This is a genomic window from Pseudomonas allokribbensis (assembly GCF_014863605.1).
Lineage (GTDB): Bacteria > Pseudomonadota > Gammaproteobacteria > Pseudomonadales > Pseudomonadaceae > Aquipseudomonas > Aquipseudomonas allokribbensis.
Genome location: NZ_CP062252.1, coordinates 3,906,167 through 3,928,040, shown reverse-complemented (window position 1 = coordinate 3,928,040; position 21,874 = coordinate 3,906,167). Strand labels below are relative to the sequence as shown.

At 60.0% G+C, this 21,874-nt stretch carries 27 protein-coding genes; 12 read left to right on the top strand and 15 right to left on the bottom strand.

Annotation, left to right across the window (positions count from 1 at the left end):
* Positions 1-58: 58 nt before the first annotated feature.
* The gene (locus tag IF199_RS17810) at positions 59-997 is read right to left on the bottom strand and encodes a DMT family transporter (RefSeq protein ID WP_102620905.1); all 939 of its coding nucleotides are present in this window, start codon (positions 995-997) and stop codon (positions 59-61) included.
* An 85-nt stretch (positions 998-1,082) separates the two neighbouring features.
* Between IF199_RS17810 and IF199_RS17805 the strand changes: the two genes are divergently transcribed.
* From IF199_RS17805 to IF199_RS17795, 3 genes are all read left to right on the top strand, one after another.
* Entirely contained in the window at positions 1,083-1,646 is a 564-nt protein-coding gene (locus tag IF199_RS17805; protein ID WP_096820141.1) for a helix-turn-helix domain-containing protein, read from the top strand.
* A 216-nt stretch (positions 1,647-1,862) separates the two neighbouring features.
* Positions 1,863-3,266 carry an LLM class flavin-dependent oxidoreductase gene (locus IF199_RS17800; RefSeq protein WP_192558268.1) on the top strand — a complete coding sequence of 468 codons (1,404 nt, stop codon included), beginning with the start codon at positions 1,863-1,865 and terminating at the stop codon, positions 3,264-3,266.
* Between the two features lie 59 nt (positions 3,267-3,325).
* On the top strand, positions 3,326-4,729 hold the full coding sequence (locus IF199_RS17795; RefSeq protein ID WP_192558267.1) for an FAD/NAD(P)-binding protein: 1,404 nt from the start codon (positions 3,326-3,328) through the stop codon (positions 4,727-4,729).
* On the opposite strand, the gene IF199_RS17790 is transcribed toward IF199_RS17795, so the two are convergent.
* The 6 genes from IF199_RS17790 to ppnN all read right to left on the bottom strand — a co-directional run bounded on the left by IF199_RS17790 (position 4,723) and on the right by ppnN (position 11,006).
* Positions 4,723-4,944: a hypothetical protein gene (locus IF199_RS17790; RefSeq protein WP_192558266.1), complete on the bottom strand. Its 222-nt coding sequence runs from the start codon at positions 4,942-4,944 to the stop codon at positions 4,723-4,725. The genes IF199_RS17795 and IF199_RS17790 overlap by 7 nt on opposite strands.
* Positions 4,945-5,050: 106 nt before the next feature.
* Positions 5,051-5,785, bottom strand: coding sequence for a substrate-binding periplasmic protein (locus IF199_RS17785; RefSeq protein WP_096820137.1), 735 nt, complete (start codon positions 5,783-5,785; stop codon positions 5,051-5,053).
* 196 nt (positions 5,786-5,981) lie between these two features.
* Positions 5,982-7,343: a vWA domain-containing protein gene (locus IF199_RS17780; protein WP_176504836.1), complete on the bottom strand. Its 1,362-nt coding sequence runs from the start codon at positions 7,341-7,343 to the stop codon at positions 5,982-5,984.
* A 16-nt stretch (positions 7,344-7,359) separates the two neighbouring features.
* Positions 7,360-7,551: a hypothetical protein gene (locus tag IF199_RS17775; protein ID WP_096820135.1), complete on the bottom strand. Its 192-nt coding sequence runs from the start codon at positions 7,549-7,551 to the stop codon at positions 7,360-7,362.
* Positions 7,552-7,564: 13 nt separating this feature from the next.
* Positions 7,565-9,217, bottom strand: coding sequence for a phospholipase (locus IF199_RS17770; protein WP_096820134.1), 1,653 nt, complete (start codon positions 9,215-9,217; stop codon positions 7,565-7,567).
* A gap of 415 nt (positions 9,218-9,632) precedes the next feature.
* On the bottom strand, positions 9,633-11,006 hold the full coding sequence (gene ppnN / locus IF199_RS17765; RefSeq protein ID WP_192558265.1) for a nucleotide 5'-monophosphate nucleosidase PpnN: 1,374 nt from the start codon (positions 11,004-11,006) through the stop codon (positions 9,633-9,635).
* A gap of 211 nt (positions 11,007-11,217) precedes the next feature.
* Between ppnN and IF199_RS17760 the strand changes: the two genes are divergently transcribed.
* Entirely contained in the window at positions 11,218-11,739 is a 522-nt protein-coding gene (locus tag IF199_RS17760; protein ID WP_192558264.1) for a DUF3087 domain-containing protein, read from the top strand.
* On the opposite strand, the gene IF199_RS17755 is transcribed toward IF199_RS17760, so the two are convergent.
* Entirely contained in the window at positions 11,736-12,122 is a 387-nt protein-coding gene (locus tag IF199_RS17755) for a DUF2784 domain-containing protein (protein ID WP_096820132.1), read from the bottom strand. The genes IF199_RS17760 and IF199_RS17755 overlap by 4 nt on opposite strands.
* A 154-nt stretch (positions 12,123-12,276) precedes the next feature.
* Between IF199_RS17755 and IF199_RS17750 the strand changes: the two genes are divergently transcribed.
* From IF199_RS17750 to IF199_RS17740, 3 genes are all read left to right on the top strand, one after another.
* Complete coding sequence (locus IF199_RS17750; RefSeq protein WP_045121617.1) at positions 12,277-12,975, top strand: AzlC family ABC transporter permease; 699 nt, start codon at positions 12,277-12,279, stop codon at positions 12,973-12,975.
* On the top strand, positions 12,975-13,286 hold the full coding sequence (locus tag IF199_RS17745) for an AzlD domain-containing protein (protein WP_164872179.1): 312 nt from the start codon (positions 12,975-12,977) through the stop codon (positions 13,284-13,286). The genes IF199_RS17750 and IF199_RS17745 overlap by 1 nt, the downstream gene beginning before the upstream one ends.
* A 64-nt stretch (positions 13,287-13,350) precedes the next feature.
* Entirely contained in the window at positions 13,351-13,497 is a 147-nt protein-coding gene (locus IF199_RS17740; protein ID WP_169430743.1) for a hypothetical protein, read from the top strand.
* A gap of 46 nt (positions 13,498-13,543) precedes the next feature.
* Here the strand turns inward: IF199_RS17740 and IF199_RS17735 are convergent, their stop codons facing one another.
* From IF199_RS17735 to IF199_RS17720, 4 genes are all read right to left on the bottom strand, one after another.
* Positions 13,544-13,816 (bottom strand): hypothetical protein, encoded by a 273-nt coding sequence (locus tag IF199_RS17735; RefSeq protein WP_096820129.1) that lies wholly within the window; start codon positions 13,814-13,816, stop codon positions 13,544-13,546.
* Positions 13,817-14,106: 290 nt separating this feature from the next.
* Complete coding sequence (locus IF199_RS17730) at positions 14,107-14,787, bottom strand: SOS response-associated peptidase family protein (RefSeq protein WP_192558263.1); 681 nt, start codon at positions 14,785-14,787, stop codon at positions 14,107-14,109.
* A 51-nt stretch (positions 14,788-14,838) separates the two neighbouring features.
* The gene (locus IF199_RS17725; protein ID WP_192558262.1) at positions 14,839-15,678 is read right to left on the bottom strand and encodes an ABC transporter permease; all 840 of its coding nucleotides are present in this window, start codon (positions 15,676-15,678) and stop codon (positions 14,839-14,841) included.
* A gap of 61 nt (positions 15,679-15,739) precedes the next feature.
* The gene (locus IF199_RS17720; protein WP_096820126.1) at positions 15,740-16,726 is read right to left on the bottom strand and encodes an aliphatic sulfonate ABC transporter substrate-binding protein; all 987 of its coding nucleotides are present in this window, start codon (positions 16,724-16,726) and stop codon (positions 15,740-15,742) included.
* 293 nt (positions 16,727-17,019) lie between these two features.
* Here IF199_RS17720 and IF199_RS17715 point away from each other — a divergent pair, with 293 nt between their 5' ends.
* The 3 genes from IF199_RS17715 (at position 17,020) to IF199_RS17705 (ending at position 19,365) form a co-directional block, all read left to right on the top strand.
* Entirely contained in the window at positions 17,020-17,967 is a 948-nt protein-coding gene (locus IF199_RS17715) for an ABC transporter substrate-binding protein (protein ID WP_192558261.1), read from the top strand.
* A 133-nt stretch (positions 17,968-18,100) separates the two neighbouring features.
* Positions 18,101-19,000, top strand: a complete 900-nt coding sequence (locus tag IF199_RS17710) for a polysaccharide deacetylase family protein (protein ID WP_192558260.1) — start codon at positions 18,101-18,103, stop codon at positions 18,998-19,000.
* A 122-nt stretch (positions 19,001-19,122) separates the two neighbouring features.
* Positions 19,123-19,365, top strand: coding sequence for a DUF1652 domain-containing protein (locus IF199_RS17705; protein WP_096820123.1), 243 nt, complete (start codon positions 19,123-19,125; stop codon positions 19,363-19,365).
* A 1-nt stretch (position 19,366) separates the two neighbouring features.
* Here IF199_RS17705 and IF199_RS17700 read toward each other — a convergent pair whose 3' ends face one another.
* Positions 19,367-19,729 (bottom strand): NUDIX hydrolase, encoded by a 363-nt coding sequence (locus IF199_RS17700; RefSeq protein ID WP_096820122.1) that lies wholly within the window; start codon positions 19,727-19,729, stop codon positions 19,367-19,369.
* Between the two features lie 220 nt (positions 19,730-19,949).
* On the opposite strand from IF199_RS17700, the gene IF199_RS17695 reads away from it, so the two are divergent.
* Entirely contained in the window at positions 19,950-20,138 is a 189-nt protein-coding gene (locus IF199_RS17695; RefSeq protein WP_096820121.1) for a DUF2188 domain-containing protein, read from the top strand.
* A gap of 52 nt (positions 20,139-20,190) precedes the next feature.
* On the opposite strand, the gene IF199_RS17690 is transcribed toward IF199_RS17695, so the two are convergent.
* Positions 20,191-20,430 carry a hypothetical protein gene (locus IF199_RS17690; protein WP_065259780.1) on the bottom strand — a complete coding sequence of 80 codons (240 nt, stop codon included), beginning with the start codon at positions 20,428-20,430 and terminating at the stop codon, positions 20,191-20,193.
* 228 nt (positions 20,431-20,658) lie between these two features.
* On the opposite strand from IF199_RS17690, the gene IF199_RS17685 reads away from it, so the two are divergent.
* The gene (locus IF199_RS17685; protein ID WP_192558259.1) at positions 20,659-20,994 is read left to right on the top strand and encodes a hypothetical protein; all 336 of its coding nucleotides are present in this window, start codon (positions 20,659-20,661) and stop codon (positions 20,992-20,994) included.
* A 79-nt stretch (positions 20,995-21,073) separates the two neighbouring features.
* Here IF199_RS17685 and IF199_RS17680 read toward each other — a convergent pair whose 3' ends face one another.
* The gene (locus tag IF199_RS17680) at positions 21,074-21,622 is read right to left on the bottom strand and encodes an RrF2 family transcriptional regulator (protein ID WP_192558258.1); all 549 of its coding nucleotides are present in this window, start codon (positions 21,620-21,622) and stop codon (positions 21,074-21,076) included.
* Between the last annotated feature and the right edge of the window lie 252 nt (positions 21,623-21,874).

Here is a 21,874-nt window from a genome sequence, read left to right as displayed (position 1 = left end):
GGTTCACATTGTTTCAGGGAGGGGAAATGCGCGAACCCACGCTTTAGCGTGGGTTCGATCAGTGCTCGGTTTCGCGGCTCAGCTCTTCTTCGAGGTCCGACGTGGTTTTGCCCTTGGTCTTCAACTCACTGACGATCACCGCCGCCACAATCAACCCGGCGCCCACCAACGCAATCGCCGGCAGACGCTCCCCGGCAATCCGACCAGCGATCCCGGCCCAGACCGGCTCACCCGCGTAGATCAAGGTCGCACGAGTCGGCGAAACGCTTTTCTGCGCCCAGTTCATCGCCACCTGAATCGCTGCGCTCATCGCACCTAATCCCAGGGCGGTGCTCAGCAGTAACCACGAGAAGTCCGGAAGCGCTTCACCGGTCGGCACCACCATCAAAAACGCCAGTGCCGAGGTCACCGCCAGTTGCACCACCGTTACCCGGCGCACATCGACCTGGCCCGCATAAGTGCTGATCAGGATGATCTCCGCCGCTATGGCGATGGCGCTGATCAGCGTGGCGATTTCACCGGGACTGAAATTCAACGATGCGCCGGACGGCCCCGACAGCAGCATCAACCCGGTAAACGCCAGCATGATCCCGATGCTCGGCATCAAGCCGGGACGACGACCGAGTACCAACCATTGCAGCAGCGGCACAAACGGCACGTACAACGCGGTGATGAACGCCGATTGACTGCTGGGGATGGTCTGCAAGCCAACGGTCTGCAAGCCATAGCCGAGCATGATCGCCACGCCGATGAACGCGCCGGCCTTGAGTTCGAACAAGGTCAGCTCACGCAGGTGTTTCCACGAAAACAGCGCGACGATGCTCGCCGCTGCGGCAAAGCGCAGACCAACGAAAAACATCGGCCCGCTGACGGTCATCGCGTGCTGCACCAGCAAAAAAGTGCCACCCCAAAGCATGGTAATCAGCACCAGCACGCATTCGGCTTTGCTGAACCGGGAAAACCGCAGGGGAGTTTGGGGGGAGTTGGCTGACGTCATGACCTTGCGCACTTTTGAAGAGGCGACGCACAATGCGCCAAATGTTGCGCAGTATACTGCCCAACCCCAGCCAGTGAGCAATATAGTGCACAAAGATTCTGTACAGCGGGCTTCGGTCCTGCAACACGTCAGCCAGAACGTCCGACGCCTGCGCCACGCCGCCGACATGAGCCAGACGGCCTTGGCGGAAAAGTCCGGGGTCAGCCGGCGCATGCTGGTCGCGATCGAGGCCGGCGAAAAAAACGTCAGCCTGACCACCCTCGATCGTGTCGCCGAAGCCCTCGAAGTGGCGTTCAGCGATTTGATCCAGGCCCCGGACAACCGCGATCCGGGCCGTATCAACGAACTCGCCTGGGCCGGCAGCATTCCCGGCAGCAAAGCCGTTTTACTGTCCAAGGCCAACGCCACCCGCGCGGTGGAACAGTGGGAATGGTGCCTGCAACCGGGTGAGGTCTATCCCTCGCAACCGGACGCCGAGGGCTGGAGCGAGCAGATTTTCGTCTTTGAAGGCTGCCTGACCCTGATGCTCGGCGACCAGCCGCAGCACATCGCCGCCGGTGAGTTTTTCATGTTCGCCAGCAATCAGCCGCACACCTATCGCAATGACGGGGAAGTCGCGGCGCGCTTCGTGCGTAATGTGGTGATTTGACTGTTGCAGGGCCGACAGCGGATAAACAGTTTGCTCTATTCTTCGTGCAGACTACTTTAGGTTGTTATCTCAATCTATTGATAAATAACGAAAATATATTCAGGCATGACTCCTGCTAAGGGTTCTGGATCCTCATCCGGAAACCACGGAGTCGCCTCACATGACCACCTCAAATCACACCACTAAATGCCTCCTGAAAATCGGGAGTGCCGTCTGATGCCCCGTGAAATCCGCCTCAACGCCTTCGACATGAACTGCGTCGGCCACCAGTCGCCGGGCCTGTGGGCTCACCCTCGGGATCGTTCCTGGCAGTACAAGGATCTGGAGTACTGGACCGATCTGGCGAAAATCCTCGAACGCGGCAAGTTCGACGGGCTGTTCATCGCCGACGTGCTGGGCATCTACGACGTGTACAACGGCAACGGCGAGGCGGCCATCCGGCAGGCGGCGCAGGTGCCGGTCAACGATCCGTTGCAACTGATCCCGCCGATGGCGCTGGTGACCGAGCACCTGGGTTTCGGCCTGACTGCTTCGTTGTCCTTCGAGCATCCGTATCCATTTGCCCGACGCCTCTCGACCCTCGATCACCTGACCAAGGGCCGCGCTGGCTGGAACATCGTCACCTCTTATCTGGAGAGCGGTGCGAAGAATATCGGTCAGCAAGCCCAGACTGAACACGACGCGCGCTACGACTTCGCCGAGGAATACCTGGAGGTCTGCTACAAGCTCTGGGAAGGCAGTTGGGAAGAGGGCGCGATTCTGCGGGATCGCGAACGGCGGATTTTCAGTGACCCGAGCAAAATCCACGAGATCCGCCACCACGGTAAACACTTCCAGGTGCCGGGCATTCACCTCTGCGAACCGTCGCCGCAGCGCACGCCGGTTCTCTATCAGGCGGGCGCTTCCAGCCGGGGCAAGCAGTTTGCTGCCGAGCATGCCGAGTGCGTTTTCGTCGCTGCGCCGTCGAAAGTGCTGCTCAAGAAAACCGTGGCCGACATTCGCCGCCGCGCTGCCGAGGCAGGGCGCGATCCGTCGAAGATTCTGATCTTCAACCTGCAAACGGTGATTCTCGGCGAAACCGATGCCAAGGCCAAAGCCAAGTTCGAGGAGTACAAATCCTGGGTCAGCTACGAGGGCGCGATGGCGCTGATTTCGGGCTGGACCGGCATCGACTTCAGCCGCTTCAAACCGGACGAACCGCTCAAGCATGTGCACACCAATGCCATTCAGTCGGCGGTCGAGGCGTTTTCCACGGCGGATCCGAACAAGGTCTGGACGCCTAACGAACTGGCCGACTGGGTCGGCATCGGCGGTTTCGGCCCATTGTTCGTCGGCAGCCCGGAAACGGTGGCGGACCTGTTGCAGGAATGGGTCGACGAAACCGATGTCGACGGCTTCAACCTGGCCTACGCGCTGACCCACGAGACCTTCATCGACGCCGTGGAGTTGCTGGTGCCGGAGTTGCAGAAGCGCGGTGTCTACAAGACCGAATATGCGCCGGGGACCTTGCGCGAGAAGCTGTTTGGCGAAGGACCGAAATTGCCGCAGGTCCATCCGGGCAGCGGTTATCGAAACCTGGGCGAGTTGCATCGGCAGGAGAAAAAGGTCGCGTCTGTCTAGACTCGCTCGCAGCGTCTGCACGAAACTGACTTGAGCAAACCCTCTGCAGCGAGAACGGCATGACTCAAACCGATACGGCCGACATCCTGATTGTCGGTGGCGGCCTCAGCGGCACGATGCTGGCGGTGCAACTGCTGCGCCTGCCGGGCCAGCGACGGATTCTGGTGATCGAGCCCCGGGCCGAACTGGGCCGGGGCGAAGCGTACAGCGCGGTTGAACTGGGCCACACGCTCAATGGCAACGCGGCGCGGATGAGCGTTGATCCGGACAATGCCGATGACCTGACTCAATGGCTGACCGATCACATTGCCGATGGCGGCTGGCCGGAATCGGATCAGCAGCATGTGCCAGTCAGTGAACTGTTTCCGCCACGGGGCCTGTTTGGCGTCTATGTGCAGCAGCATCTGGCCGAAGCGCAGCAGGTGGGCGCGCAGCATGGTTCGACGGTCGAGCACGTGCGCGCAGAGGTGATTGATGTACAGGCTTCAGTTGATTCGGTGCAGCTCACCCTGAGCGACGGCCAGCGACTGCAAGGCGCTTTTGCGGTGCTCGCCACCGGCATGTTCCCCGCCGCCCGTACGCCGCAAAAGCAGTCCAGCGGCCTCAATGCCGCCGCGCTCGACCCGTGGGATGTGGGCGCCATGCGCCAGCTCGATCCGCAATCCACGGTGTTGATCATCGGCTCGGGCCTGACCATGGTCGATGCCGTGGTCTCGCTGGAGCAGGCCGGGCATCGCGGGCCGATCGAAGTGTTTTCCCGGCACGGACTGTTGCCCCATGTGCGTCGACAGCCGCCGGCGTGGGTGGACTTTCTCGCCGAGGATCACAGCCTCCGCACGCCACGCCAGTTGCTGCGCGAATTGCGCCGGCATTGCCAGGTCGCCATCGCCCAAGGCATCGACTGGCAGGCGCCGCTGGATACGGTGCGCGCGCACATCGGTCGGCTGTGGAGCCAGGCGAGCGATGCGCAGCGCCGGCAATTCGTGCGGCATGTGCGGCCGTGGTGGGAGAGCCATCACCATCGTTCGCCGCCGCTGAGTGCGGAGCTGGTCGAGCGTCTGCACCGCGAAGGGCGCCTGCGTATTCACGCCGCGTCCTATAAAGGTCTTGAACCGGTGTCGGGCGGAGGTGTCGGCATTCGCGTCCGTCGTCGGGGCGGGAGTGAAACGCGCGTGGTGCAAGGCGCGGCGCTGATCAATTCCAGTGGTATCGAGTATGACTGGCGCCGGGTAGACCGGCCCTTGCCGCAGCAGTTGCTGGCCCGTGGGCTGGTGCAACCGGGGCCATTGGCGCTGGGGATTGCGGCGGCGGTGGACGGCGCGGTGCTGGATGCTCAGGGGAAAGTGTCACAAAGACTGTTCGCGATGGGCCCGCCACTCAGAGGGATGTGGTGGGAAAGTACCGCAGTGACCGATGTCGCGTCGCAGGCCAAGGCGTTGGCGGCGCGGCTGGTGGCTCAATAGTCGTAACCGTACTCGGAGGCGTTCTGCGCAACGTAGAGCGTCTGCTCCAGGCTGTCCGTGGCTTCGCTGCCAAGGCCGACGGTGTCGACGTTCAATGTGCCGGACTGGCCGACACTGGTCATGGCTACGACGTGCCCGTTGCCGTGGGCGTTGGCAATCGCTGAAGTGGCGCCGATCAGCGCGACGATGAACCCGAGGGCAATGAAGTCTTTCATGGGTGCACCAGAAAGTGGGAAGAAGATGACCGCCACTTTATGGCCACGGGCGCCAGAAGAAAAAACACCTTTTCAGATAGTTGTTATCAAAGGCGTTGATGCGTGATCAGCGCGGCAGGGTGTTGCTCAGCCAGCGTTGGCGCATTTTCTCCAGGCGGCCGTCGGCGCGCAGCGTATCCAGTGCCTGTTGCCAGCGTGCGACCTGTTTGGGGTCGGTCTGTCGGGAGAACGCGATGTAGGTGTCCTGCTTCATCAACGGCAACTGGTACTGCAAACGCCCCGGTTCCATGCCTTGCTCGCGGGCGAGGGCGGCGCTGGACAAGGTGTCGGACACCACAAAGTCGGTCCGCCCGAGACTGAACAGACGCATCATCTGTTCCGGGGTTTCCACGCCGTAAAGGTTGGTCAGGTCCTGTTCCTGCAAATAGCTGTAGACCAGCCATTTGCGTGGCACGGTGATCCGGCCCAGGTGATCGGCTTCACGCAGGCTGCGTACCGGTGGGTGAAAATTGTCGTGGGCATACAGCGCGGTTTCGACTTCGATCAACGGCCCGACCCATTGGTAGCTGTCGTCGCGTGCGTCGGTGCGCAGGACAGTAAATACGCCGGTGTCCGGGGTATCGCTGGCCATGCGCAGGGCGCGCAGCAGCGGCACTTGTTGCAGATGAATGCGATCGCCGGTCTGCGCGGCCAGGGCCTGCACCACATCCACGCCGAAGCCCACCAGTTGATCGCCCTGAAGGAAATGCAGCGGAGGATGATTGTCGGTGAGCAGTTGCAGATCTGCCGCATTGGCCGTCAGGGCCAGAAAAGACAGCAGGCAGGCGGCAAAACGTTTCATGGATCGTCCCTGAACAAATCAATCGCCCAGCTTAGTACGCCCACATGACGGCTGTCGTGGGGAATCAGCGGGGCTTTTGTGTCAGAGAGCAGGACGGTTTGGTAGTACCAGCGAGTTGTACGGACATAGAGTGTCAGAATTCGGCAGTGTACAACCGGCCAGCCTGCGCCAGACCGGTTGCACGGTTACTGCGGACTTAACTTCGTACGTCGTTCACCAACACACTGACCAGATGACTGCGCTGGAACGGTCCAGACAGGCTGCCCTCGCCAGTGACCACCACCTGTACGTTGTATGAACCCGCCACTGGCGTATCGATCAACGTGGTCAGAGGGAGATTGTTGGCGGTCTTGAGGTGCACCACACCTTGCTGGTGAGCGAGGATGTCCTGCTCGGGCAGCAATCGTTGGCGCAAGGCCGCGAGGCGGGCGTTGGCCGACGGTACGCCGCGGGCCAGGTCTGCCGGGTCAGGTTGCACCGAGCCAAGTTGAGCATCGTATTTGACCAGCGCATCTGCAAGGCTGATGGTCGGTCGCTGCACGATAGCGTGGGCGCGCACATTGCTGAGGATTTCACCGCCTGCATCCAGATGGATGTTCAGTGGTAAAGGCTGACCGACGCTGTGCAAGGTGGGTAGGTCAATGCTCAGTTCCAGGCTTGCTGCGCTCCGGAGGGACTGCGAGAAATATTGCAATGCGCCGCCGGTGCAGTTGATCAACTGCCCGCCTCCGGCGAACTCGAGCTGGACGTACCACTGCCCTGGTGCCGGGTTGTCGACGTTGTAGATGACGAAACCGTCGCCGATGATCGTCGGGTTCAGCGCACTGGTGGAGCCGGACGGGTCGACCAGCGTGACTGACAACTGATTGCCCGAAGGACTGCCTCGGGTGTAGCTGATCTCGGTGTTCGACCACACCGCCGACATTTGGGCACCCCCTGGTCGTTGTGAGACGACGGCGGGGATCAACCGGTAATCGTTCTGCTGGATGTCATTGAGTTCGTTGACCAGCAAAGCGGCCGAGGCGGTGTCCGAACGAATCTGGTTGTAGACCTTCATCATGTCCGCCGCGCGCGGCGCATAGAAGAACTGGCCGCCCGTGCGCGAAGCGATCTGTTTCAGCAATTGCTGATCCGAGTTGGCCCCCATGGCGCAAGCCATCACCCGGTAACCCGGCAAAACGTCCAATGGCGGAGGTCCGTCGTTCTGGTAACCATCAGTCAGCAATATACAAGCGCGGGGCTCGCCGGCCGCGTCAAGAAAATTGCGACTCTGCTGCAAGCCCCTGCCGATGGCGGTGGAGTTGCCATTGAACGACAGTCCGCCCACTGCATCCGAGGCGTTCTTGGTCACGGTCAATGCCTGATCGACCGTGGCCAGACTGTTGTTGTTTGGATAGACATTGCGTGCGTTGGTGTCATAGGCCACCACCGCCACCTTGTCGCCCGGCTTGAGCAGACGCAAGAACGCGCGGGTGTCGATGACCGTTTGCGCTACATACCCGGAGCCGGTCATGCTGGCCGAAGTATCGACTATTGGAACCACTGAAACGTTGGTCATGTTGTGTGCTCCCTGCTCATGCTTCATCGACTGTCGAGCGATCGAACCGCACCGCCAGTCGTCCATGGGTGGCTGTCGTGTTGAACACTGCTCGTCCCTGGTCATCAATCGTCGCTCGCGCCACCGGGACGCCATCCGACAGCAACTCCAGAGCGATGCCTTTGGCCGATTCGCCCGATGCCAGATTTACCGTAATGGTGATGGACATGTCTGACTCCTTGTCAGTTCTGCTGATCGATGAAGGTGCTTTCGCCATTGGCCACGCTGCCCACCAGAGTTGGCGCCTTGCCCTCGAACTGACGGAAGACGTTGCGGGCGGTGGACTTGCCGCTGGTGTCCAGCGGAACGGTGACGGACGGGTGGTAGCTACCTTCGAGGGTGACGAACGCCGACCACGGCCCGGTGTACGACTCGTTCAGGCCATTGGTGAAGCTGTAGGCATAGCGCACCGCGTTACCGTCGACCCAGTTCGGTGGGCTGGGCGTATGGCTCTGCCAGCCGTTTGCCTGAATGGTGGGAGCTTGAGTCGGCGGGTTCAGGTAGCCGGCCGGTGGTTTGGGGTGGTAGTCGTTGGTCAGCAGCGCCAACGTGGTTGACCCCCACCAGTTGTCGGTCCAGTTGCGGTCGTTGAGATTGTTGATGTCCTGGCGACGCAGCACCGTATTGTTCTGTGCCACGAACAGCGCAGAGTAGTTGGCGGTGCTCAGATGGTTCTGCACCTGTTTCAGGTCGGGCACATAGAGCAACGCCTGGTACTGGCCCTCGCTCGGTGCACTCCCATTCATATAGGTTTCGAAGATTTCGTCCACCGAGGTCTGCACGACCGTATTGACATTGTTGCGGTTGGCGACATCAACCGTATCGAAGTAGCGCTTGTCGCCATAGGCGTGCCAGTTTTCATCCATTGCATTGAAAACGTTGAGACCGAACTTGCAGTCTTCATCGTGCATGGAGCGAGACAGCAGTGAGCCGATATCGCTGGGCGTAACCTTTTCATACAACTGCTTGCGCGGCGTGCGCAGATGACCGCCAGAGAACAGGTCGGAAAGGAAGTGGTCGGCAAAGGCGTTCATTGCGTAGGCCAGTTCCAGATCCTTGCGCTGCTTTGTGCCATGAGCCTTCACTGCCTGATTGAGGGCCGCAGCGTGGCCGGCCTTGTAGGCCAGCACGGCCCAGTCGCCGAAGTGATCCCAGTTGGTCGCGGCCAGCTTCAGGTAGCGGCCCATGGGAATCCACGGCGGGATAAGGTAGCCGCCGCCAGTGATCCGATTCCATTTTTTCGACAGGTCGTCGTCGAGTTTGTCGTATGCAACATGGGGCTGAACCCCGTCCAGAATCGCTTGATTGGCTGCTTTGATTTCTTCCTGCATCACCGCCAGGATTTCGCCTGCCTCGGCCTTGGATGCCGGCAGGGTTGCCAGCGAGTCGAACGCTGCCGAGAAGCGCTTGATGCGGTCGCCGGCCGTGGCACCATCGGAAATAGGCTTGTCCGGGATACCGTAGAAATCTCCGCCGAGGGCGACAACCTGGCCATAGGTGAGTTGCAGGCCATTGGGCAGGTGCAATGGCACGGACCAGGCGGGCGAGCCGGAGTCGCTTCCGGAAAAGTACAACGTCACGCTGTCTCCGATCGCTGTATGTTCACCGCCTTCAAAGAATTCGCTCGGCCCCCCCTTGACTGGCGTAGAGAGCCGCTGCTGCGGGTCGGCCATCTTGTGATACTTGAGCGTGTGTTCGCCCAGTGCTACCAGGTCCAGCACAGTGCCATCGCCTGGAATGGCGATGCCCTCCTCACTGAACAGAAGGTCCAGCAATTCGCCGATTCTGCCACCGGAAGCATTTCCGGGATCCTTTGGTTTATTGGCTTCGGTCATTTCCAGTCTCCATTATGACTGAGGAAAAACTCTGGACGTGCAGGCACGACTGCGCCGAACAACGCGCCGGGTCCAGGCAGGAACATTCAAGGTTTCAAAAAGGTACGGCTACGTAATCGCCGCGGACTACCAGACGACATCGCGACAGTGGGGTAGGCGGAACTTGCGCCGGTTGGCGCAGCGCATACGAAAGACATCCGTGAATCCGGACATGAGGTTGCCTCCATGGCAATGCAGCACGGTGCTGGCTGCACGTGGATCATAGTCACGGCCAATAGGCTGTCAAACCTGCCGAGTGACAAGTGGCCACCACTCGTCGGAGGCCGTTTTTACGATGGAATGTCTGCAGGCAGGAGGCGTTGAAGCGTGAGAGTTGTGCCTGAAGCCTTGCGCTTCAGGCACGTACATCTTCGAGTCAGGAAACCACGCGATAGCACGGTACGTACGCCGCGCCGCCCGGCAGTTTCATCCGGTGCTGGGCGACGAAGGCTTTGAGCAGCAGGTCCAGCGGTTGCATGATCGCGGCGTCGCCACGGATCTGATACGGGCCGTGTTCCTCGATCAGGCGAATGCCCTTGTCCTTGACGTTGCCGGCGACGATCCCGGAGAACGCGCGGCGCAGGTTGGCCGCCAGTTCGTGGGGAGGCTGCTCGCGGTGCAGCTTGAGGTTGGCCATGTTTTCGTGGGTCGGATCGAACGGACGCTGGAAGCCTTCGTCGATCTTCAGCAGCCAGTTGAAGTGGAACGCGTCGTTGCGTTCGCGGCGGAACTGTTTCACGGCTTTGAGGCCCGCCGTCATCTGGCGCGCCACTTCGGCCGGGTCGTCGATGATGATTTCGTAGTGCTGTTTCGCTGCCTCGCCGAGGGTGGCGGTGACGAAAGCGTCCAGTTGCTCCAGGTACGGCGCGGCATGTTTCGGCCCGGTCAGGATCACCGGGAACGGCAGGCCGGCGTTGTCCGGGTGCATCAGGATGCCCAGCAGGTACAGGAACTCTTCGGCGGTGCCGGCGCCGCCCGGGAAGATGATGATGCCGTGGCCGACGCGGACGAAGGCTTCGAGGCGCTTTTCGATGTCCGGCAGGATCACCAGCTCATTGACGATCGGGTTCGGCGCTTCGGCGGCGATGATGCCCGGTTCGGTCAGGCCCAGATAGCGGCCACCGTGGATGCGTTGTTTGGCATGGGCGATGGTTGCGCCTTTCATCGGGCCTTTCATCACGCCCGGGCCGCAGCCGGTGCAGATGTCGAGGCTGCGCAGGCCCAGTTCGTGGCCGACTTTCTTGGTGTATTTGTATTCTTCGGTGTTGATCGAGTGGCCGCCCCAGCACACGACGATCTTCGGCTCGACGCCCGGACGCAGGGTGCGCGCGTTGCGCAGCAGGTGGAAGACGTAGTCGCTGATGCCCTGGGAGGTGCTGAGGTCGATGCTCAGGGCATCGAGTTCGTTCTCGGTGTAGACGATGTCGCGCAGGGCGCTGAACAGCATTTCCCGGGTGCTGGCGATCATTTCGCCGTCGACGAAGGCGTCGGCCGGGGCGTTCAGCAGTTCCAGGCGCACGCCGCGATCCTGCTGGTGGATGCGGATTTCGAAGTCTTTGTAGGCTTCCAGAATGGTTTTCGCGTTGTCGACATGGGCGCCGGTGTTGAGGATTGCCAGGGCGCACTGGCGGAAGAGGGTGTAGGTGCTGCCGGTTCCGGCCTGGCTCAGTTGCTGAACTTCACGTTGGGAAAGGGTTTCCAGGCTGCCTTTTGGGCTGACCGAGGCATTGATTACGTGTCGTTGGGTCATGCAGTGATCCTTAAAACGATGTCATTGCCGGCCTGGCCAATGGCATCCGAATAGTGTGTATCCATGAATGAAGATGGCACGATCTGCGTGGTATCGCCATGTCCCCGTTGGACGCTGAAAAGATGAAAAGGAGCTCCAGCATAGCTAAATCCGCCTCAGAGGCGATAATGCGCCGGCCTCTTTTTATTTCAAGCCATGGAAGCCTGTCACGATGTTCGAGATTCAACCGATCGATGCCATCACTTATCGCCATCAGACCCGGCGCAGCACGCTGATTATCGCGGTGCTGTTCCTGGTGCTGGCGATGGCGTTTTCGACCGTGGCGGTGGCGCTGTTCGGCGAGCCGGGCGGGGATAACCTGCGGTTCAATGTCGGCGGGGTGTTCGGCGCATTTCTGTTGACGGCAGCGTTGTTGCGCGGGCGTTTCTGGCATCAGACCTGGATGGCCCCGGCGGTATATGGCTGGCGGCTCAAGCGCAGTCTGATGAGCGTCACCAACGTCATGCATCAGGTGACGGCGGCGGTCGAGAAGGGGGATCCGACGGCGATGAAAGTACTGCGTTTCTATCACCTTGGCCTGACCCAGATGCATGAACTGGACGGCAACTCCAGCGATCATGCGCAATTGCATCGGGAAGTCGAGGCACACAAGGCTCGGATGGAGGCGCTCGGTCTGGACACCGATCAGACGCGCCTCGATCCGGCCTGGCTGGAAACCTTGAAAACGCGTTAAAACGGAATGCGGGCGGCGCGACGCAGTTTCCACTGACGGATCAGACGCCCGTATACCAGCAGGTTGATCGCCAGCACCACGCTGCCCAGCGCTAGTTGAATCTGCGGGGTCAGCCCCGCCGGGTAGATGATCGGCCAGACGTAATGCTCGATGAAACCACCGGCATACTCGGTCTGCCCGGCGGCGTGGCGCATCAGGTTTTCCCAGTAAGTCAGCGGGCAGGTCAGGTGCAACACCTCGACCATCACGCCCCAGGTTGCGGCCGGCAGATGCAGCCAGGCCACGCGGTGCCACTTGAGCACCAACAGCCCGCCAAACAGCACGAACAGAATGAACGATAGGTGAAACAGCACCAGCCCGTCGGCGGCAATTCGATACAGCATGTCGTCTCCCTGACGAAGATGTGAGTGGCTGCAATGGTACGCCGGTCGGCGGCTCGCGGCTGAGAGATTTCTGGCAACTGCGCAAGATTGTTCAAGCCATGAAAAGGCGTTTACTGGCAGAGTCCGGGGTCTTGTCTCACGGTTGAAGAGCGTTATGTCTGACTCATTAATGCCGCGCAGTGCCTTTCTTCGCGGAGCCGCGGCGATCATGCCGTTATCCCTGGCGACCGCGCCGTGGGGGCTGCTGGCCGGCTCCATGGCGATCGAAGCCAACCTTACGCCGCTGCAAGGGCAGGGCCTGTCGAGCATCGTGTTTGCCGGTGCTGCGCAACTGGTAGCGATCGGCATGCTCAAGGGCGGTGCCGGGATTTTCTCGATATTGCTGACCACGCTGCTGCTGACGTCGCAGCATTTGCTTTACGGCATGAGCATGCGCCATGTGATTTCGCCGTTGCCGGGTCGCTGGCGCATTGGCCTGGGCTTTTTGCTCACCGATGAACTGTTTGCCCTGACCAGTCAGCACGACCGTCAGCAGTTCAATCGCTGGTATGCCCTCGGCGTCGGCCTGACGTTCTATATCGCCTGGAACCTCTTCACCCTGGCCGGCATCGTGCTCGGCAGCAGCATTCCGGGACTTGAGCACCTGGGGCTGGACTTCTCGATTGCCGCGACCTTCATCGCCCTGATCACCCCGGTGGTGCGCAACGTGCCGACCGTGGTTTGCGTGGCGGTGTCGCTGTTCTGCTCGGTGCTGTTCAGCTATTGGCAGTGGGGTTCGGCGCTGGTGCTGTCGGGACTGGCGGGAATGACCGCAGGGTTTATCTGCAACAAGCTGTATCGGGAGCGCACATGATCGTCTGGGCAGTGATTTTCGGCATGGGGATTCTGGTGTTCCTCAACCGCTACGTATTTCTCGAACCGCGCTTGCCGGTTCGTTTGAGCAGTAACGCACGGCAATTTCTGGGTTTCGCCGTACCGGGGATGTTGACCGCGATTTGCGGGCCGATCGTGTTCATGCCGGATAAACAGCTGAATCTGCAGTGGGATAATCCCTATTTGCTGAGTTCTTTAGTCGCCATCGGACTAGTGATCTACACGCGTAATACGTTGCTTAGCATGCTATTGAGTATGGCGTTCTTCTTTCTGTTGCGCTGGTGGTTGTAAGTTGCCTGTCTGAATTTGTTCTACGCTGTAAGGATGACTGACGACTTATGGCAGCGAGGTGAACATGGCAACCGAGCAGAAACGTCCCGAAGAAGATGAAGAACCGAGCGAAGAAGAGATCGAGCGGGAGAAACACAAGGAGCAGACCTGGAAACATGACGACAGCCGCGAGTTGTCCGATCGCGACCAGGAACGCCCGCTCAAACCTTGAGCGCTACTACGAAAAAGCCCCGCGATTGCGGGGCTTTTTCGTTTCATCAAAGATCGTCCAGCTGTGTGAAGTCGGGGTGTGAAGCCCGATAACCCAAGGTCTTGTCGATCCAGGCATTCAGCTCGTTGACCATCACCGGCGGGTGGCAGGGATAGTGTTGGAGAGTGGTGCGCAGAATGCGGTCGATCTCGGGTACGTCACGCAGGTTTCGAGTCTTTATGTAGTGGGCGATAAAACAGTCGAGTTGAAAGCGTTCTGTCATGGACAGATAAATACACTCCAGGCCGTTGGCCTGTTTGATTGCAAAATCGTCGCGCAACTTAGTTCTCTGCAAGGCTTGTAAGTTTGTAGGGTATTCCCGGTTTGTTGACTCTTTGGTCAACTGGTATGCCAATAGGAAATGCGGCGCGCATGCTATCTGTAGTGTTACTAAATGTATGTATGACGATTGAAATGTCAGACAGGCGGTTGGTTTTAATCAAACGATTGATTCAATGATTGTTTCGAGATTGAAACACTGACTGTAACGAACGGTTTTCACTTGCACTGTGGCATCAATCTGATTCGCACCTTCCGACTATTTGATAGACGTGTCACCCCGGACAATATTTAGGCCACCACTTCAATCAATTCCGCGCCCTGATTGCGTGAGTTGCCGACAGCTTTGCCGACTTTGTGCCATTCGAAGGCCTTGCTGCCCAACCCTTCGAACAGCAACATTTGCTCGGCGCGCTCCACGGGCGTGGCGGGATCGAGCCATTCCCGCGCCCCCTCGGCGGACAACACGATGGGCCGGCGATCATGCAGATCGAGCAGGCCGCCTTCGCTGTCGGCGGTGATGATCACGAAACCGTCGTCTTCCCTCGATTGCGCATCGGGTGTCGGAAACTGGCCGATGGCGGCGCAGAAAACCGGTTGATGATCGACCCGATGGATCAGCCAGGGTTGGCGGCTCTTGTCCGGCCCGTCGACCCACTCGAACCAGTTGTCGACCGGCACGATCAGGCGGTGACGCCAGATCGCCCGAAAGAACGGGCCGTGGACGACTTTTTCGACCCGTGCATTGATCGGCGCAGCGCGATCCCTGGCCCAGTGCGGGCGCCAGCCCCAGCGCAGGTTATCGGCGTACAAGCGTTGTTCGTGTTGATGAAGAATGGCCAGCGCAGTGGTGGGCGCCGCGTTGTAGTGTGCCAGCGGTGCATCGCCGACGTGATTGATCAGCGCATCGGGAATGCTCAGCACCGCAACGAAATCGTGGATGCCGCGGTATTGCGAAAGTCTTCCGCACATCGGCCGAACCTCCGGCGAACACTGCCTGAAGGTTCAGCTTAGTTGTGCGGATCAGTCCTTGCTGCCCTGACCGGTGAAGGTGTCGCGCCAGGCCAGCCAGCGGCGTTCGAGGGCGGCGAGCAAGCCATCGCTGAGTTTGCCCAGCAGCGCCAATACAATGATCGCCGCCAGCACGATGTCCGGTCGCGAGGTTTCGCGCCCGTCACTCAACAGGTAACCCAGGCCTTTGGTTGCCGCGATCAGTTCGGCCGCCACCAGAAACATCCACGCCAGGCTCATGCCACTGCGCAGCCCGGTGAACAGGCCGGGCAGGGCGGCGGGCAGCAGAATCCGGCGCACCAGTTGCAGGCGACTGAAGCCATAGATGTGGCCGACTTCCACCAGTTTGCGGTCGATGTTGCGGATCGCCGCGACCACGTTGACGTACACCGGGAAGAACGCACCGATGGCGATCAGGACGATTTTCGAGGTCTCGTCGATGCCCAGCCACAACAGCAACAGCGGCACCCAGGCCAGACTGGGAATTGAACGCAGGGCGGCGAAGGTCGGCTCAAGGTACGCCTCGGCCTCACGGCTCAGACCAACCCACGCGGCAAACACCAGCGCCAGACTTGCGCCGATGGCAAACCCGATCAGCACGCGAATCAGGCTGGCACCGATGTGTTTCCACAAGGCGCCTTCGGCCAGATCAGTCAGGGTCAGGGCGACTTCGCTCGGCGCAGGCATCTGATAGGACGGCAGCCAGCCGACGCGCACGATGATCTCCAGGGTGATCACGATCAACAGCGGCAGGGCCAGCCCTTTGAGGCGCCGCCGCCAAAGCGGATTCAACGGCAGGGTTTGTCGGCGCGGCAGCGGCGCGGCCAGGCGGGCGGGCAGGTCATTGCTCATGGACGGTTCTCCGCTCACGACAAATCCGCGACGGGCGCGGATTCGTTGTGAGCCTGATCGGTTACTGGGCGGCGGCGACTTGCTGGAAACCGGTGTCGATCAGTTGATCGATCACCTGATCGACATTTACCCCACGGCGCACCAGTTCTTCGGAGACCAGAATCGGCGCCGCGGCTTTCGAGGCGAGCACGTCCTTGGCGGTGAGTTGCGGGCTGCTCAGGTCGGTGCGCGACAGTTGCAGCTTGGCCACATCCAGCGGCAGGCCGGATTCGCTGGCGAGCAGTTGGGCCAGTTCGTCCGGGTTTTTCACCGACCACTCGCGGGCCTGCTCATAGGCCTTGATCACGGTGTCGATGGTTTGCGGGTGTTCCTTGGCGTACTGCTCGGTGACGCTGACCACGCCGTAGCTGTTGAAGTCGCGATTGCGGTACAGCAGGCGTGAACCGGCCTGCACCTGGCTGGCGGCCATGTGCGGATCGAGGCCGGCCCAGGCGTCGACATCGCCTTTCTCCAGCGCGGTGCGGCCGTCCGGGTGTTGCAGGTGCACCAGTTCGACGTCGTCCTTTTTCAGACCGGCCTGTTGCAGGCTGCGCAGGGTGAACAGGTACGGATCGGTGCCTTTGGTGGCGGCGATTTTCTTGCCCTTGAGGTCGGCGACGGTCTGGTACGGCGAGTCTTTACGCACCACCAGCGCGGTCCACTCGGCGCGGCTGTAGACGTACACCGATTTGATCGGGCTGCCGTTGGCACGGCTCAGCACCGCCGCGAGGCTGGCCGACGAAGCGAAGTCCACGCCACCGCTGTTGAGGTATTCCAGCGAGCGGTTGCTGCCCTGGCTCAGCACCCAACTGACTTTGCTCTGGGGCAGGGCTTTTTCCAGATAACCCAAATGTTTCAGCGCCAGGCTGACAGGGGAGTAATAGGCATAGTCCAGATGCACTTCAGCGGGCGGCGTTTCGGCGGCGTGGACGAGAGGTTGCAGACTCAGGGCTACTGCGCAGGCCGCGAGCAGCGTTTTGACTCGGGAAAACGGTAATAGGGATTTCATGGGCACGCTCCGGCAAGGCAACAGATTCTTATGTCCAAAAAGATATTTTTATCGAATGCTTCCTGCATGAATGGAATATTGCAGGCTCTGTGCCATATGCCCTGAACCCCGTGTTTATGGGGGTTCGAGAGGGTTTGTGTGTTTTGAACTGTTGCAGGGAAAACACTGTGCCGCGCCACTGTTGCCAGACAAACAGCGCTCATCGACAGTGCTGAGCTTATGCGCTAATCGAATTTCAAATCCGATTTGTAAGAGCGTTATGGTCTATAAAAATCCCCTTTGCAGGACTCGCCATGAAGCTCTCCCGTTTCCTACGTGCTGCGTTGACCAGCGCCATGATTGCATCGCCTCTGACCTACGCGGCCGAACCTGTGGTCCTGCACGTTGGTGACCAGAATTACTACAACATCCGCGCCTCGGTAGAAGCGTCCGGCGTCTTGAAGGACGCGCCTTACACCGTCGACTGGAAACACTTCCAGGCTGCCGCCCCGCTGGCTGAAGCGTTGCAGACCTGCTCGCTGGACCTGGGCTTTCTCGGCGACTCGGGTTTTCTGTTCCTCGCCGCGAAACAGGCGCCGGTGAAACTGATCGGCGTGTCGCGGCAGAACCCGGACACCATCGCGCTGCTGGTGCCCAAGGATTCGCCGGTGAAATCCATCGAGGATCTGAAAGGCAAGAAAGTCGCCTACTGGCCGGGTGCCTGGAGCCAGCAGTTGACCCTGCGAGCGCTGGAGCAGGGCGGCCTGCCGGAGAACTACGTCGACTTCGTCAAACTGATGCCGATCGATGCCGCCGCCGCGTTGCCTCAGGGCAGCATCGATGCCTTTCCGGTGTGGGAACCGTACATTTCCCAGCAGATCGTGTTTTCCGGTGCGCGACCGATTCTGACCGCGAAAAACCTGATGCCGGGTTTGAGCGCCATCGCGGCTTCCGCGCCATCCATCGACAGCAAGCGCGAGGCGATCGCCGATTTTCTCGGACGCCTGAAGCTGGCCCGGGCCTGGGTCGACAGCCACACCGACGAATACGCGGACCTGTGGGCGAAGAAGGCCAATCTCGATCAAGAAGTGTCGCGGCACTGGTTGCGCCAGGCGCACATGACCGTCGGTCCGGTGGATCAGCAAGCCGCTGCCGACCTGCAAGGCACCGCGGATTTCCTGTTCAAGGTCAAGGCGCTGCCGGCTCCCCTGGCCACGGCAGGCATCATCGATACCTCGTTCCAGCAGGCACTGGTGCGCTGAGCGAGCGCCGGAACCAAACCCTGTTATCTTTATCCAACCTCGGCCCATTTCGGTGGGCCGCAGGGAGGCAGTAGCGGCGAGGGAGTTTTGCCAATCGACAACGTGACCGCGACGGTCGGGCTCAAGGCAAAACATGAAACACTGGTTCAAGCTTTTCTGCGCTGTGACCCTCATCACCGGGCTGGCCGGTTGCATTGCTGCTCCCATCGAAATGACCGCGCAAACCCGATCACGGCTGGATGCGCAGGCACCGGTCAGGTTTCTGCTGACCTTTGATGACGGCCCCAGTGCTTCGAGTTTCTACAACCCCACCGAAACCGTGCTCGACAGCCTGAAAGACAACCCGTTGCAGCCCAACATCAAAGCCGTGTTTTTCGTCCAGACCCGTGCGCCGAGGGCCGGCAACAGCGAGATCGGCCGGCGGATCATGCATCGCGAACACGATGAAGGGCACATTCTGGGTTTTCACACCGCCACCCACTGGCACACCAACCACCGATCGCTCGATCCACAGGAACTCGAAACCTCACTGACCAACGGCACGGCGGACATCGCCGCGATCACCGGCGCGCCAGCGGTGCTGTTGCGCCCGCCATTCTGGAATTACGACAAGCGTACGTTTGCGGCCTATCAGTTACACGGCCTGCATGTATTGCTTACGGATCTGAGCGCCAACGATGGCAAGATCTGGGGCTTCAATGGCAGCCCCAGACGCCGCGCCAACATGTTGCGTCAGCTGTCGGAAGTGCGTGAGCGGATTGCCCTCGGCGAGCTGCCGACGGTGGACGGGGTGATCCCGGTGGTGGTGACGTTCCATGACCTCAACCGCTACACAGCGCGGCATGCCCGCGAGTATCTGCAAATCCTGCTCGACAGTGCCGCTGCCACAGGGGTGCGTCTGGCCGATAAACCGTTCTACGACGACCACGCGCAACTGGAGAAAGCAGCGCTGGCGCGAACGGTTCAGAAAAGCTCGGATCCGGTGCGCCTGCCGGGGGTCTGGAACTGGATCTGGGGCCGCGACGCCAACTGATCGGCATCGCGCAAAGATGTGAAGCGGTTGGCATTTTCTGCGGTCGGACGCTCGCGCAAGGTCGAAAAAGCTCATCTATGCTCAATCGATCGACCGATCCATCGCCTGCGAGGCGTCCGCCCATGCTTGCCATTGCCGACATTTGCCGCATCGTCGAATCCGGCTTTTCGCCCCTTTACTGTGACTGCACGGAAACGGGGCAGGGCTTGTTGCAGATCAAGGTTTACGAACCGGACAGCGGGCGTGTCGATTTGCTGCTCAACGGCGTGTCACCGGAGCATCTGGTCACCATTCGTGACATCTCCAACTTCATCGGTGAGTTGCGCACTGAAATGAGTGCCGGACGCCGGGCGTTCGCCGGTTGACTCAGAGCCGGCGCTGAAAGGCGCGGACGATTTGCAGGGTCGCCTCACTGATGCTCAGGTTCTGCACCGCGTCCAGCGGATGCCAGATGCAATCGATGATCTCGTTCTGTGGCCGAACTTCATCAATATTCAGCACCGACGCCTCGTAGACGTGGTGGCGCGTGCTGCCAGCCTCCAGCTCCATCAGATACAGCATGCCATCGGCGAGCAGGCCGGTTTCTTCCTCAAGTTCTCGCGTCGCGGCGTCGGCCCTGGTCTCCCCGGGCTCGACCTTGCCCCCCGGCAAATTCCAGCGGCATCGGGGTTTGCGCACCAGGAGAATATGTCGATCCTGCTCGCAGATGATGGTTGCACGTACTTTCATTTGTTACCCGATTGCCGGTTGTCATAAATCGGTCATGAAAATGCAATATTCAAGCCGTGCCGTGGTTTAGACGCGCTCGTAATGTCTGAGTGGTCGAAAGGCGCAAAAGTGCCAGACACTTGACGCTGACGTGGGGCGACGTCTGGTCGGCACACGGCGTTGTACCCGGTGTAAGGTAAAAACGTGCAGTTGGACTATCGATAGTCGACAGGAGGTGCCTATGAGCATGGCGATACTGAACAGAATGCACATGAACGGCTACGACGTACTCAGTGTGAACAACGGCCCGTGGCGGGTCTGCACGCAGGGTGATCGACTGGCGTCTTTCGCCAGCCGGGAGGAGGCACTGGCGTATGCCGCTGCACTTCCGGGTTACAAGAGCCGCACGCACGGCCGCAAGACAGGCTGAAGGCCTGCAATGAAAAAGCCCCGGATTGTCCGGGGCTTTTTGTTGTGGGGTGTCAGTGGACTTTCGTTCGGCTGATGGCGCGGGCCTTCACTTCCCTGGCATAGAGTTGCAAACGTTCTTCATCGCTTTGCAGCACCTCGCAGGACCTGAGCACGGTTTGCGCATCCGCTTCGTTGCCGGATTTGCGCAACTGCTCGGCAATGCGCTTGAGGTCGACGGCCGACCATCTCAGATCCGACGCCACGCTTTGCAGGTCACGTTGAAGTTCGTGTTCGTATTCATTGAGCCGCATGATCACCTCCGGAACATTCTCGGTAGAAAATAGTAGCCGCATTTTCCGGGAGCAGGGCAAGTGGTTCTGGTCAGTGAGCTGAACGGGCGTGAACAAGTCGCCGTTGGTCGGAGCAATTGTCTGCTGCGGCGCCGCAGAACCCGGTTTTCGGGGTCAGAGCATTGCGCCACGATGGATGTTCGAACAGTTAAAAGGTAAATTCGCCTTTTTTAAAATGAAGGATTCAATATGCGGATGTTGATCGGGGGCCTGTTGATGGCAGCGTTGGCCGGTTGTTCATTGCCGGCCTCTCTGGTACCGGGCGAACCGAACTTCAGCAAGGTCAGTGGCAAGGCTCCCAAGGACTACGCCGCGTGTGTGTTACCGCTGTGGCAGCAGGATATTCCCAAGACCTCGCAGATTTCGATTTCCAACGGATACCGGATCAAGGCGCCGAGTATCGTCACCGCCGACGAGATTCTCGATATCGTCAAGTACAAGGACGGCAGCCGCGTTTCGCTGTACCAGGGGCCGCCGTGGGCCAAGTCCGGCTCGTTGCGCAAATCGGTGCGTGATTGCCTCTGAGGGCAGAGCGGCTGAAATGAAAAAAGCAGAAACCGTGTGACCGGTTTCTGCTTTTTTTTCGCCTGCCTGCCGGAATGGCTCAGTCGGTGATGTCGGTGAGCGGGATGCCCGAGCCGCCGGTCTTCTTGTCACGACGATCCTGTATCCAGTTTTCCACCTGACTGTTGAACTCCGCCGGTGCCTTGCGCCCGACCTTTCTGGCGATATCGAGAATGGTCTGCTGGGCGAGGGCTTCTTCCATGCGCTTTTGCGCAACCATCATCGCCCCATGAATCGAGCACGTTCCGTCCAAGGCCCATTCCGGGGGCGAGCCGTCGAACAGCGCGCAGCGCCCACGGATGTCGCGGCATTCGAAAATGTTCTTCGGGCCGTCGATGGCGTTGACGATATCGAGCAGGGTGATCTCATCCGCCGGGCGCGCCAACGTAAAGCCGCCGCGTACGCCGCCGGTCGCCACCACCAGTTTGCCCTTGGCCAGTTTGGTGAAGATCTTCGCCAGGTAATCCAGCGGCACCCCTTGCAAGTCCGCCAGGTCGCGCACGCTCGCTTCGCGACTGTCACCGCCGCTGCCCACCAGAAACGCCAGGCAATGGATGCCGTACTCGACGCCCGCACTGTAAAGCGACATAGCTATCTCCGACTGTAATTGTCGCAGATGTTAGCAGGGTAATTCGTGGCGGACAAATCTGATGAGCGCGTGAATCTTTGCCTTAAAGCCCTTTTATTCTCTGTGTCTGGCGATTTTTATGGTTTGTGTGTCGTCAGTAGGGGCTCTGTTAGCTATCGACAATTTCGATTCGAATGATCGGATAATCTGACTTGTTGGATATAACGGCGACCAATACAGTCGCCGTTACCCGGTGAGCAACGTTCGGCGCTT